We start from the raw sequence: 12,828 nt of genomic DNA, 5'->3' as shown, positions 1-12,828 counted from the left end.
CGCACCTTTCAGGCTCGACGAACCCGGACGGTCCCCATCTGGGCACGAGCACGCAGCTCGAGGCGTCGCTCGAGCGCCTCGGGGTGGTCCTGGCGAGGCAGATCGGTCGTCGCCTGACCGAACTCAGAACGGCAGTCGGCCAGGACCGCGGTGCCCTGGGGGACTCCCACTGACACGGTTCCCAGCTGACTGGACAGGTCCAGGAATCCTTCATACGCCTCGATAACCTTGACCGAGCCGGCCTCCGTATAGGCCGAGACTGTGCCGGTGGTCGACCGGATGCGCACCGAGCCCGCCCGGGCCCGCACACTGCCGTCATGGAGCGCCCCGATGACGATGGAGCCGGCGTCGGCGTGGACCTGGGCACTCTTGCAGTCACCCAGTCGGATCGATCCCGCTGAGGCGTGCACCTGCACCTGGTCCCAAGGGTGTTCGGCGTTGATCGAGCCGGCGTCGATCCGGGCGTCGAGGCGCGCACCTTCCGGCACCGTCACCCGTAACCGAGAGCCTTTCGGGCCCCATGGCCAGAGTCCCACGAATCGATCGCGCCCCACGAGCGCGATCTGCCGGACAGTCACGATCGCACCGTCGGCGGTGACGTCCAGGAGGGGCTCGAGAAGCTCGTCGGCCTCAACGGTGATCGTGTGCCCTGTTCCGGGAGCAGTCACCACACTCAGGGAGGACAGGTCCAGGACGAGACCGGGCTGAGTGTTCTTGGGAAGATCGAAGGTCCAGATCGGCATGGGTGGTCTCCTCAGGCTCGGTTGGGGTCAATGGGCCGCACTGAGATGGAGGCGGCGGCAGACGGGTGAGTGGACTCGGGGCGGATCGATGACGCGGCGACGCAGGCGGTGCGGCTCAGCCGAACCACCCCCTGAGCGTCCACCCCGAGGCTCGCCGTCCTTCTGGATCGACGGGTCGACCGAAGGGGTCTTCCGCATCATCGCGGCTGTTCGCACCACCGGAGGTTTCGCGCCCAGCGGCTCGGACGTCCGACGGCGACGCTTCTGCTGCCAGTGAGCGCCGGGCCGCCTCCACGAGCCAGGCGTTGACCGAGCGCCCCTGAGCTCGGGCCGCGGCATCGACCTGCCGCTTGAGGGACTCGGGCAGACGCAGCGTCGTACGAATTTCTGGTCCCTCCTGTACGTCCTCGGATACCGGAGTCCCGGCTGAATGATCCGGCATCTGCGGGTGATTCGAACCCGGCTCGGAGGATGGCGAAGCCTGAGTCACCAGGAGGTGGGGCGTCGAGCCATCCATGACGACGGCCACGTGCGCATCATCGAGCTCACTGTTGAGCTCGTCGGCGATGTCTGTGAGCATCTGCAGGGCCACGAGCCGTAGAGCCGGGTCGAACGCGGCGGTGAGAGAACGAGCGACCTCCTGGGTGCGCTCATCGCCCAGGGACGAGGTCTCCATGAGGGTCCGACGCAAGGTGTCCATGTAGGCATCCATATGCATGACATCATTTTGACATCATTGATTGATTCCGTCTAGCCATTATGACACCACCATGACATTGAGTGCGGGATCTGATGGTGCAGAATGGTGTCAACTGATGTCGGTCGAGGTGATTCGGTTCAGAATCTGCGCGAGCTGCGCCCACCGGCACGTCTCGGTCCTGAGCGGCTTGACGAGCTCGGTGTCAACGACCTCATCGGTGGCCCGGCGCAGGCGGTGAGCGACCTGCTTGCCGTGGTGCCCAGCCTGGACACGGGCCAGGAACAAGCCCAGACCGGCCAGCGCCAGCCCGATCAGCAGGCCGCCGAGCAGGAGGATGGTGGGCCAGGGAACTTTTCCCCAGCGGGGGACGTCGATGCTGATGAGGAGGAGATAGTCCTCCAGTACGTGGATCGCCACCAGCCACAGCCCACCGATCAGCGCGGTCAATGCGGTCACCCACTGCAGCAGGTTGGCCACGGCCCACCAAGCCGGGCGCATCCATGCTCCGTAATCCACCGCCGACACCGCCAGCTCCAAGGGGGCGGCGAGGTTCTCGGCGCGCTCGTCGCTGCGGAGAACGGCTTGCGCCGCCAGGTCTCCCGGCAGCCCGGAACAGGCCGTCAGGGCGTAGACGTGGGCGGTGTTGCGCAGGTTTCCGGTTGCCGCGGGTCCGGCCGGCGGAAGAGAGCCGAGGTCCGGCGTACCCCGCCTTTGACCGGAGTCGGGATCGTCGACGCCTTCGGACGCCGGGGAGGACGGGCGCCCGATTCCAAGGTGGAGCGCCCGCAACGGGTCGCGTCGCAGGTGCTCGATCCACCGCAGCCAGAACCAGCCCACCCAGGTGTGCGCCCGGTGCCGGTCGGATTCTTCCACGGCCCGCGCGACGAGGTCGACGCCGGCGACGCTCGCAGCCGCCCGTCTGAGAGCGGTCAGGGACTGCTGATCCTGCCGATCTTGCCGAATCCGGCCCCCTTCAGGTGGCCTCTCGCCGACAGTTGGAAGAGCCAAGGACATCAGCCCCGTCCGGTCCGCCAGCTCCCTGGCGGCCCGCTGGGCATGGGCGGCAAGACTACGAGCGCTGGCCAGACGATCAGAGGCCACCTGGGCCACGGTGCGTGCCAGAGTCTCAACGCCCTCGCCGGTGCGGGCGCTGACGGGCACGACCGAAGCGCTTCCTAGCCCCTCGCGGTCAAGGATTCGCCTCAGATCCGTCACCACGGCGTCACGGCTGTCCGCATCGAGCCGGTCCACCTGATTGAGGGCGACGACCATGACCTCGGCATGCGCAGCCATGGGGATGAGGAAGTCGCGATGGACGACGCCATCGGCGTACTTTTCAGGATCGAGGACCCACACCAGAACGTCGACCTTACCCGCCATGCGCTCCGCGATGGCTCGGTGCGAGGGCTCGTCGGAGTCGATATCGGGCAGGTCGACCAGCACGGTGGCCTCGCCCGGCGCCCAGCTTCCATCGACGCGCACCCGCTGGTCGATGGCGAGCCAGTCCAGCAGCTCTGTCGCCCCCGCGGCGGTGTCAGGCACGACGGCGATGGGCCGGGTAGTGGTCGGGCGAATGCGAGCGGTGCGGGTCACCTCGGTGCCGGTCAGGGCATTGGTGAGGCTGGACTTGCCCGATCCGGTAGCGCCCAGAAGAGCCGCCACTGTGGTCTCCGGCGCGAGGCGCCTGCGGTGGGAGATCTGTGCGAGGACGTCTCGGGCCCGAACGAGCTCGGCATGCATGCCGAGCTGCTCGCCCAGGCCGACGGCCTGCTCCAGCCCCTCGAGGATTGCAGTAAGACCGGGGGCGTCGGCATGGTCGGTCGTCACCGAGTCCTCCTCCCGGCGGGCCGACGGCTGGGGACGGCCGTGGCACGCAGGGCGCTCGCATCCTTCTGGCAGGTCTGGAGCTGCTCTCGCAACGTATCCGCACTGGGCGCCGGTTCCGGAAGGGCGCCTGTGAAGCACTTCGCCTGGTTGGCGAACAAAGCGGTGGCGCGCTTGGTGAGGTCCTCTCGGGCTCTCCTGGTCATACCGCGCATCGCCTGATCTCCGAAGACGGCCTCCAGGACGCGTTGGGCCAGAATGGCGGTACCTCCTGCGATGCCCACCTCTCCCCCGGTCAGACCGCCGGTATGAGCGAAGACGAGGATCATGAGGACGACGCCGGCGCCGTTGACCCCCAAGGACAGCAGCCTGGCGGTGAGCCGCTTGTCGGCCCCCTCCGTCCGGATGAGCGTGAGCACCTCTCGTTGCCAGTCGTGGACGAGAGCCGCGGCGATGACCTCCAGACCGGTCTGGGTGGGCACCTCCGCCAGAGCACGGTTGAGGGCCTGTTGGGATGTGCCGGCGCGTCGCCAGGAGCGTTCTGTGGCCAGGCAGGCCCGTTGGGACTCGGCGACGAGGAGCTCGACCAGGGAGGAGCCGATGGCCTGCTCGACGCGCTTGGCCGGCGCCGGGCGTCCCCTTAGAAGAGAGGTGATGCGGTCTCGTACCCGGCTGACCTGGACCTCCAAGGACCGGAAGAGGTCACCGGTTCCCACGAACTCCTGCCAGCGGGCCAGCACCTCGCCGTGCAGCATGGAGCCGTCCTCGGTGGCCTCGATGACGCGCTCCAGTGCTTCGTCGTGCTCGGAGGTGGCGGCGCGGCGGAGCTCGGCGTACTCGGCCTCCTGGGAGTCCAACTCGACGGCGAGCAGTTCGCTCTGCGCCAGAACGGCATCAATGGCGCCGGTGAGGCTGCGGTGGGCGATGTCCTGGCGGGCCGCTGCGTCGGAGGCCAACGCCCCCAGCCATTGGCGCACCGGGGAGACGCAGGACTCGGGCAGGAATCCGTCGTCGTCCAGAGGCGTTTCCGGGATGGCGAAGACGGGGGCTTCCCCCAGCCCTGAGGCCGCGAGCCGGCGCCGCAGGTCGGCCTCCACCTCACTCTCCGCACCGGCCGGCACCCGGTCCAGGACGATGGCGGTCGTGATGTGTCGCTGCGCCGCGGCACGCAGGTGCTCCCAGGGGATGGCGTCGGCGTAACGCGCCGCCGTGGTGACGAAGATCCACAGGTCTGCGCCCGCCAGGAGAGTGGCGGCCAGGTCCCGGTTGTCCTCGACCACGGAGTCGACGTCGGGAGCGTCCACGATCGCCAGTCCCTCGGGCAGCTCCTGGCAGGAGCGCAGCTCGAGTTCCCTAGGTGTGTGGTCGGTGGGCGGGCTCGCGGGAGCGTCGGGGTCCACGCGCAGGCGCGACAGGGACCCCAGGACCCGGTCGGTGTCGAACCAGGCGGCGTCCGTCGGCGCGTGCAACAGCAGGGGGCGGCGCGTGGTGGGGCGGATTGCAGATGCCCTGGCCACGTGCCGGCGCACGAGCGAGGAGACGAGGGTCGACTTGCCCGCTCCGGTCGAGCCGCCGACGACGACCAGCAGCGGCGCGTCCAGGCTGGCCAGGCGCGGCAGGATGTAGTCGCCGAGCTGGTCTCGGGTGAGCGTGGCCCTGTCCGAGGCGGCCGCCGTCCCCTGCAGGACGTAGGGCATCGACAAGGCGGCCAGGCTGTCTCGCAACGCGGACAGCGCTCTGGTCGTCTCCTGGACCTTCTGGGTGCTGCTGGACTCGGCCCGGCTCCCGGTCATGAGGCTGAGTCGGCTCCGCTGAGGCGAGCCGTGATCCGTGGAGCGGCGTCGTCGCCCGGCGGCTGCCAGGCAGCGGCGTCGGCCTCGACTTGTTCGCCGGAGCGGATGTCCTTGACCGAGTCGGGCCCGCCGTCGGCCCCCGGGAACCACACGAAGGGGATGGAGCGCTTGTCGGCGGCCTTGATCTGCTTGCCGAACTTGGCTGCGCTGGGGGCGACATCGGCACTGATGCCGCGGGCTCGCAGCGTGTCGGCTATCGCGTCGGAGGCGGAGCGGTGGGCCTCGTCGGTGACCGCCACCAGCACCACCGTGGGCACGGGGCGGCTGATCTCCACGAGTCCCTCGCCGATGACGCGGGCCAGGAGCCGCGACAGGCCGATCGAGATGCCCACGCCGGGGAAGGTGCGTTTGCCGTTGGTGGCCAGGGAGTCGTAGCGGCCGCCGGAGCACACCGAGCCGAGGTCCTCATGGCCGGCCATGAAGGATTCGTAGACGGTGCCGGTGTAGTAGTCCAGCCCGCGGGCGATCTTGAGGTCGGCGATGACGGCGCCGGGGCGGCGCCGACCGGCGACCTCCAGCAGGGCGGTCAGCTCGGTCAGGCCCTCCTCCAGGAGACCGGTGGGCTCGGCCCCGCCCAATGCCCGCAGAACCTGGTCAGAGACGTCCTGTCCATCAGTTCCGGTGATGGCGGCGAGCCCGAGGGCCTGTGCCGCCTGCTGCGCGCTCGCGCCGACGCTCAAGGTGAGTTCGGCCGCCACCTTCTCCGGCCCGATCTTGTCGAGCTTGTCGACGACGCGCAGGACCTCGATGAGCAGGTCGGAGCCGATGCCGATGGACTGGTAGAAGCCTTGGGCCACCTTGCGGTTGGAGACGTGGATGGTGACCGGTGGGATCGGCAGGGCGCTGAGTGCCTCGTGCATGATGAGGGGGACCTCGACGTCGTGGTAGAGCGGCAAGGAGCCGTCGCCGACGATATCGATGTCGGCCTGGATGAACTCGCGGAAACGCCCCTCCTGGGGGCGCTCTCCGCGCCAAACCTTCTGGATCTGGTAGCGCTTGAAGGGAAAAGCGAGCAGCCCGGCGTTGTCGACGACGTAGCGGGCGAAGGGGACGGTCAGGTCGAAGTGAAGGCCCAGCTGCTTGCGCGGGTCCGTATCGGCCTCGGACTCGCCGGGGTCGGCTTGCAGGCGGTTGAGGAGGTAGACCTCCTTGGAGGTCTCGCCCTTCTTCGTGAGCTCGACCAGCGGCTCGACGGCGCGGGTCTCGATACCGCTGAATCCGTGGAGCTCGAAGGTGCGGCGCAGGATGTCGACGAAGTGCTGCTCGACGATGCGGCCCGCGGGGAGCCACTCGGGAAAGCCGGACAGTGAGGAGAGAGCTTGTCGTACCTGTGCCATGGACCGCATTGTGTCATGACGGGCGGCGCGGCGAGGCACCGTCCGCCCCTGGGGGAGCCGAGGCGATGCCGGTCGCACCTTGTCAGGCCTTGAGGTCTCCCCCGCGGATCTTGGCCTCGGCGAGGTAGGGGTTGCCGTGGTGCTCGTGCTCCATGGTGGTCACCGCACCGTGCCCGGGCAGCAGGATCGTGGCCGGGTCGATGGCGGTGGCCAGGAACCGCAGGGTTGCGAGCATCTGTACCTGGTCTCCGCCGGGCAGGTCGGTACGACCCACGGATCCCTTGAAGATGACGTCACCACCGAGGGCCATGAGGTAGGCGTGCTCCTCGGCGGCGCAGGGGTCGTCCTCGATGACCTCGGCTTCGTAGAGCAGGGCATTGTCGACCAGGCGGGCCTCGAAGAAGAACAGGGTGGAGCCCTCCGAGTGGCCCGGTGCGGGGACCGCCCGCAGGGCGATGCCGGAGACGAGCTCGACGGCGCGGGAGAAACCGTCTCCGGGGAAGAGGCGGATGTCCGCCGGCTGCCTCCACGGGGTGCCGGCCATGTCGGTGAAGGTCATGCCGTTGGCGCTGATGCCGGTGGTGATGTCGGGCTCCTCGAGCCGGTACCGGTCAGGCTCGGGAATGTAGACCGGCACGTCGACGGTGTCGTCGCTGGCGAGCAGCCCCTCGCTGTGGGCGGCCTCAATGAGGGCCTGGGTGTCCCACACGTGGTCGGCGTGACCATGGGTGAGCAGGATCGCGCCCAGGGTGAGGCGGTTGGATCGCAGAAGGGCCAGAGCTCCGCGGACAGAACCGGCTCCCGGATCGACGACGAGGGCGGGCTCACCCGGGCCCGCGGCCAGCACGTAGCAGTTGGCTGCGAACACGGGTGCGATGGTGCGCTCCAAGATCATGCCCCCACCCTACTTGGGCCGCCTGGGAACAGTGTCAATACGGGTAAAAGAGCTGCTCAGGTCCACAGGACCCGGCTGGCTCACCGAAGGTGAAGCCGCCGCCCCCACCAGTGCTCAATGAGCCAGCGGTCGTGGCTGGCGACGATGAGCGTGCCCGTCCATGTCCTCAGAGCGGCCTCGAGCATCTCGAGGGCGTCCAGGTCCAGGTAGTTCGTGGGCTCGTCGACGACAAGCACCTCAGGCCCAGCAGCAGCGGCCAGGGCCAGCTGAACGCGGCGCTGGTTGCCGTCGGAGAGCTCACTGATGGGACGGTTCCACAGGCGCGGGTGCAGAGCTCCCCGGCCACGGTCCCCGATCCCCTTGGTCCACACGTTCTCATCCACCCCAGGGTCGCCGAGATTCGGCAGGTGCTGGGGTATCCAGAGCACCGAACCGGATACCGTGAGGCTGCCGACGGAGTCCTCCGTGGGTGCTGACCGCCTACCCATCCAGGTCAGAAGCGTGGACTTGCCGCTCCCATTGGCGCCGGTGACCAGCAGGTGCTCGCCTGCCATGACGTCGACCGTGACCGGTGCAAGGCGCCCGGGTACGGCAGCCGACCGGGCCGAGACCGCTATCCCTGTTCGCGGCGCCGGTTCAGTCAGACGCAGCTGCAGGTCGTAGGAGCGGGGCCTGCGCACCTCGGTACTGGCGAGCGCCTCCAGCCGGCGGTCGTCCTGCGTCTGGCGCCGGGTGGAGACGCGCTGGGCGCGGTCGGCGTAGAACTTCCGGGCTATGCGGGCCTCGGTCCGGGGCGCTGCCCCGCTGTGCCCAACGATCTCGGAGTCGCGACGGTGACGCGCGAGCTTGCGCCGCTGCTCCTGCTGACGCTGGTGAAGACTGTGGTGGGACGACCTGGCGTGCGCCTTCTCCACGAGGTAGTCGCTGTATCGTCCCGTGCACCGGTAGGCACCCATGGGGCCGCTGCCCCCGGAGGCGGTGGCGAGTGCCTGCCACGGCGCTGTGTCAAGGTCGACGACGGCGGTGGCCACCTCGTCGATGAAGGCACGATCGTGAGAGGAGAACAGGACCGGTCCGGGCCATGACGCCATCATCTCGCTCAGGTAGCTACTGCTACCGGCATCCAGGTGGTTGGTGGGCTCGTCGAGCACCAGCGCCTGAGCGGCTGAAAGAAGCAGAGCGGCGATCTCCAGCCTCCCCCGTTGCCCCGGCGACAGGGAGGAGACAAGGCGGCCTGTATCCACGCGCCCCAGTCCCAGCCCGGCGAGCGCCTCAGCCCGTCGAGCCGGCAGGTTCCAGGCGTCGAGCGACTCAAGCCGGGTCAGTAACGAGTCGTATTCCTCAGCGAGGGAGCCGGCTTCAGCTCCGGCCTGGGCAATGGCCTCGCCCATGCGCTCGAAACGATCAAGCGCGTCCAGGGTCTCAGCGCAGACGGCGTCGAGGTAGCCCTCGATCGACGTTGCAGTCGACTCCGCCGAGTCGGTCGCCGGCGGGCCATGATGCTCGGGAATGCTGACAGCCCCGTGGTCAGGGGACAGCTCACCGGTGGCCAGGCGCAGGAGCGTGGACTTCCCCGATCCGTTGGGGCCGACGACGCAGACGCGTTCGTCGTCGGAGACCGTAAGGTTGATGCTCTCTAGCAAAGGGGCGGAGGTGTAGGAGAAGCTGACATGGGAGAAACTGATCGCAGGCATGACTCGTCCTTGGCATGAGGCGGTGGGGGCACAGGGGCGAGTCACGCGAGCATGGTCACATGCTAATAGCGCCAGCCGTCGACGAGGCCTGGGGAACCGACACCGGCCCGCTCGTGAGGGACATCTGCGGTCAACGAATCAACTGAAATCATTGGGGCCGGGGATGGTGGTTGCCGCCCGCAGGAACGTAGACTCTCGGCACTGCCGTCCTCCGACGGCACGTCACCACCACCCGGTCTGAAGGCCGGGCGCGAACGGAACGGAGCGGTCATGCCGTTCCCTCCCCGTCAACCCATGAAGGAGCATCCCGTGACTGAGCGGAACCAGCCCGACAACCGGCCTGACGACCAGCCCAAGGCTGAGCAGGCCGACCAGCCGACCGGCCTTGACGAGTCGGCAGCGCCCACCCCGACGGAGCCGGCGCCTGACACCGTCTCCTCCCCCGTCACCGACGTAGCGGCCGACGCCACGGCCGACGTCGCCGCCCCGAAGGAGTCCGAGCCCAGCGAGCCTTCGGACCGGCCCACCGAGGAGTCCGCGCAGGCCGTCTCTGACGAGTCGGTCTCTTCGGCTCCCGAGGATCCCGCGCCGACCGAGCAGCCTGCCGAGGAGACTCAGAGGCCCGAGACCGCAGAGGCCACCCAGGGGGACGCCACACCGACTCCTGCCGAGGTCCCTGCCCCGGCCGTGGCTCCCGCAGTGCCCGCAGAGCCCGCCGTCGACCCGCAGGAGGCTATGGATGCCGCCAAGTGGGGGCGCGTGGACGGCGAGGGCCGGGTCTACGTCCAGGACGGTGGGACCGAACGCGAGGTCGGCCAGTTCCCCGATGCTCCCATCGCCGAGGCCATGGCCTTCTACGTACGCCGCTACCTGGACCTCAAGGCCACCATCGACCTGTTCGCCACCCGGCTGCCCCAACTCAGCGTCCGCGAGATCGACACGACCCTGTCCTCCATCTCTGAGTCTCTCACCGAGCCGGCCGCCGTGGGTGACCTGGAGGGACTGCGGGCCCGCTTCGCAGCGCTCAAGACCGTGGCCGCCGAGCGCCGCGAAGCCGTGGCCGCCGAGCGCGCCGCCGCCAAGGAGCAGGCGCTCAAGGAGCGCACTGCGATCGTCGAGCGCGCCGAGACCATCGCCGAGCAGGACCCCGCCCGCACGCAGTGGAAGAACTCCGGCGCCGAACTGCGCGAGCTGCTCGAGTCCTGGAAGGCTGCGCAGCGGCGTGGCCCGCGCCTGGACCGCCCCACCGAGGACGGGCTGTGGAAGCGCTTCTCCCACGCCCGCACCACCTTCGACCGCCACCGCCGCCAGTTCTTCAGCGAGCTGGACGCCAAGCAGGCGCAGGTGCGGGCCGCCAAGGAGGCACTCATCAAGCGCGCCGAGGAGATGCAGAACTCCACCGACTGGGCCGGTACCTCCGCGAAGTACCGCGACCTGCTGGCCGAGTGGAAGAAGGCCGGCCGCGCCTCCCGCAAGGAGGATGACGCCCTGTGGGCCCGCTTCCGGGCCGCTCAGCAGGTCTTCTACGACGCCCGCCGCGCCAAGGACGAGGCCGTCGACGCCGAGTTCGCCGAGAACCTCAAGGTCAAGGAGGCGCTGGTGGCCAAGGCCGAGGCGCTCCTGCCCATCAAGGACGTCAAGGCCGCCAAGAAGGCCCTGCGCCCCATCCAGGACGCCTGGGAGGAGGCCGGGCGGGTCCCCCGCGGTGCCGTGCGTCGCATCGAGGGCCGCATGCGCGCCGTCGAAGACGCCATTCGCGAGGCGGAGAACGCCGAATGGCGCCGTACCGACCCCGAGACCAAGGCCCGTGCCGAGGGCCTTGCCGGCCAGCTCCAGGACGCGATCGCGGGCCTGGAGAAGGATTTGGCTGCTGCCCGGGCTGCAGGCGATGCCAAGAAGATCGCCGAGACCGAGGCCGCGTTGACGGCCCGCCGGGCCTGGCTCGAGCAGGTACTGCGCTCGGCCAAGGCGTGACCCGAGCACGTTCGGCTCAGTTCTGAGACCTAAAGAGCGCCTGAGGCGGGGCCGACACCAACCACCCACTGGTGTCGGCCCCGCCTCGTGTCTCGTCCTGGCGTCCCTCGTTGGGAGATCTGCTACTCCCAGGTGGCGGTCGCGGGGTCCACTCCTTCAGACCTGGCGCCGGCGTCGATGACGTCCTTGAGCCAGGCCGCCAGCCCTGGCGCGCGTTTGTCGTAGTACCGGGCGAAGCGTTCGTCCGCCACGTAGCCGCGGGCGATGAGCACCTGCTTGGAGATGGAGACCTCGAACCACCGGTTGAAGTCCTTGCGATGCCACCGCGCCAGGGCATTGGCCTCGGGGCTGCCCGGCTCGACGCCGCTGCGCATCGCCTCGGCCAGCGCGGTTTCCAGGGCTACCGTCTCCTCGTGCGCCCGTTCCCAGTCGGCGCGCGTCATCCGGGCCTTACGCCGGTAGGACTCTGCCCAGTCCTCAGTGTCACCCCACCGGGCCTGAGCCTCCTCAACATAGACAGGATCCCAGTCGGTCCCCCAGATCTCCGCCATCTCAGCTACAGAGATCCTCGCTCCAGACTGATGGATCTCCATCACCATGTCGATCGAGCTGAGCATCTGCTGCAGGTGGGAGATCTGTCCTTGCACCAGCTCACGCTGACGGCGCAGGTGCGTCATGGCATCCGTCTCCGGCTCGTCAAGGACCGTCTTGATGTCGGCCAAGTTCATGCCGGTCTGCCGGTAGACGAGGACCTGCTGGATGCGCATGATGTCTGCCTCGCAGTAGAGCCGGTAGCCGGCGGCGCTGCGTCGAGATGGATGCACCAGACCGGTCTCGTCCCAGTGGTGCAGCGCCCTGACGCTGATGCCCAGGAGCATTGAAACCTCACCGACCGTCATGGCGATGTCCGCGTCGTCGGACACGGCGTCGACCGCGGTGTCGGCTGCTATATCGCGCCTCCCGGCTCCGTCATGACGCTGTTGAGATTCCTTCACTGTGTCTCCTTCCTCAGCAGCGCCTGCTCCGCTGGTAGGTGTCCTGGCGCGTGTCGTCCACCTTGATGCCTCTCGCCGCGTGAGGGGCGGCAATTCCTCGCACACATGACAAGGTTATCCACAGGCGGCCAGTTCACTGTGGCGCCGGAGGCCAAGAGACGTCCACGATGGAATATGACTCGTTTCGTTCCGGTACCGGGTCACGCCGCCGTGGCCCACCTGTCGGCCCGTCCCCTCTCCCCCGTCCTGGGCGCGCTTCCGCCCCAGGACATGGAGGTGCTGCGGTGCGCGGGACTGGACTCCCGGCTGCTGGTCTGCGTTCTGGGAAGACCGCAACCGATCGATCTTCTTCGCTCCAAGGAGGGGCGCCTGCGGGCCATTACCGCCGCTCTGCCCTGCAAGGGCGTGCTCCTGGCGAGCACCGCCCTGTGGGTGCATGTCGGCGGACCTCCCCCCGACACCTTGGAGGTGTGTCTGCCCGGGGGTCGCCGAAGCCGGATGTCCTACCTGGTGACCAGGCGGGGCAGGCTACCCCGCTCCGACACCACCGTGATCAACGGCGTCCCCTGCGCCACCATCGCGCGAGCAGCCGTCGACGTCGCCCGCCTGGGGCCGCCGGTGGCCGCCGTCCAGGCCATCATGACCGCCCGCGATCACGGGGTCAGCCGAGTCCGACTGCTGCTGACACTCAACCACTGCCAAGGGGCGGCCAGCCGGGGGCGTCCACGGGCGCAGCACATCATCGAGGCGGTCATGTCCGGCGCGTCATACTCAGCGGCCGCCCCACCGGTGCTCGGGACAGGCGCCTGAACC

At 68.8% G+C, this 12,828-nt stretch carries 10 protein-coding genes; 2 read left to right on the top strand and 8 right to left on the bottom strand.

Features of this window, described 5'->3' with window-relative positions; genetic code table 11:
* Positions 1–8: 8 nt before the first annotated feature.
* The 7 genes from FK256_RS09110 to FK256_RS09080 all read right to left on the bottom strand — a co-directional run bounded on the left by FK256_RS09110 (position 9) and on the right by FK256_RS09080 (position 9,046).
* On the bottom strand, positions 9–743 hold the full coding sequence (locus FK256_RS09110; RefSeq protein ID WP_141424536.1) for a DUF4097 family beta strand repeat-containing protein: 735 nt from the start codon (positions 741–743) through the stop codon (positions 9–11).
* Between the two features lie 115 nt (positions 744–858).
* On the bottom strand, positions 859–1,461 hold the full coding sequence (locus tag FK256_RS09105) for an Arc family DNA-binding protein (protein WP_021607787.1): 603 nt from the start codon (positions 1,459–1,461) through the stop codon (positions 859–861).
* A 90-nt stretch (positions 1,462–1,551) separates the two neighbouring features.
* Positions 1,552–3,270: a GTPase family protein gene (locus FK256_RS09100; protein ID WP_141424535.1), complete on the bottom strand. Its 1,719-nt coding sequence runs from the start codon at positions 3,268–3,270 to the stop codon at positions 1,552–1,554.
* Entirely contained in the window at positions 3,267–5,060 is a 1,794-nt protein-coding gene (locus tag FK256_RS09095) for a dynamin family protein (protein WP_141424534.1), read from the bottom strand. Before FK256_RS09095 ends, FK256_RS09100 begins: the two co-directional genes overlap by 4 nt.
* Positions 5,057–6,466 carry a histidine--tRNA ligase gene (gene hisS / locus FK256_RS09090; protein ID WP_141424533.1) on the bottom strand — a complete coding sequence of 470 codons (1,410 nt, stop codon included), beginning with the start codon at positions 6,464–6,466 and terminating at the stop codon, positions 5,057–5,059. Before hisS ends, FK256_RS09095 begins: the two co-directional genes overlap by 4 nt.
* A gap of 73 nt (positions 6,467–6,539) precedes the next feature.
* Positions 6,540–7,352 carry an MBL fold metallo-hydrolase gene (locus FK256_RS09085; protein WP_141424532.1) on the bottom strand — a complete coding sequence of 271 codons (813 nt, stop codon included), beginning with the start codon at positions 7,350–7,352 and terminating at the stop codon, positions 6,540–6,542.
* 80 nt (positions 7,353–7,432) lie between these two features.
* Positions 7,433–9,046, bottom strand: a complete 1,614-nt coding sequence (locus tag FK256_RS09080; RefSeq protein ID WP_141424531.1) for an ATP-binding cassette domain-containing protein — start codon at positions 9,044–9,046, stop codon at positions 7,433–7,435.
* A gap of 294 nt (positions 9,047–9,340) precedes the next feature.
* On the opposite strand from FK256_RS09080, the gene FK256_RS09075 reads away from it, so the two are divergent.
* Complete coding sequence (locus FK256_RS09075) at positions 9,341–11,020, top strand: DUF349 domain-containing protein (RefSeq protein ID WP_141424530.1); 1,680 nt, start codon at positions 9,341–9,343, stop codon at positions 11,018–11,020.
* A gap of 122 nt (positions 11,021–11,142) precedes the next feature.
* On the opposite strand, the gene FK256_RS09070 is transcribed toward FK256_RS09075, so the two are convergent.
* Positions 11,143–12,015 carry a MerR family transcriptional regulator gene (locus tag FK256_RS09070; RefSeq protein ID WP_009233051.1) on the bottom strand — a complete coding sequence of 291 codons (873 nt, stop codon included), beginning with the start codon at positions 12,013–12,015 and terminating at the stop codon, positions 11,143–11,145.
* Positions 12,016–12,189: 174 nt separating this feature from the next.
* Between FK256_RS09070 and FK256_RS09065 the strand changes: the two genes are divergently transcribed.
* Complete coding sequence (locus FK256_RS09065; RefSeq protein ID WP_141424529.1) at positions 12,190–12,825, top strand: hypothetical protein; 636 nt, start codon at positions 12,190–12,192, stop codon at positions 12,823–12,825.
* Positions 12,826–12,828 lie beyond the last annotated feature (3 nt).

The sequence above is a fragment of the Actinomyces johnsonii genome, from assembly GCF_006546835.1.
GTDB classification, from domain to species: Bacteria; Actinomycetota; Actinomycetes; order Actinomycetales; family Actinomycetaceae; genus Actinomyces; species Actinomyces johnsonii.
This window is presented reverse-complemented; position numbering and strand designations above follow the sequence as displayed.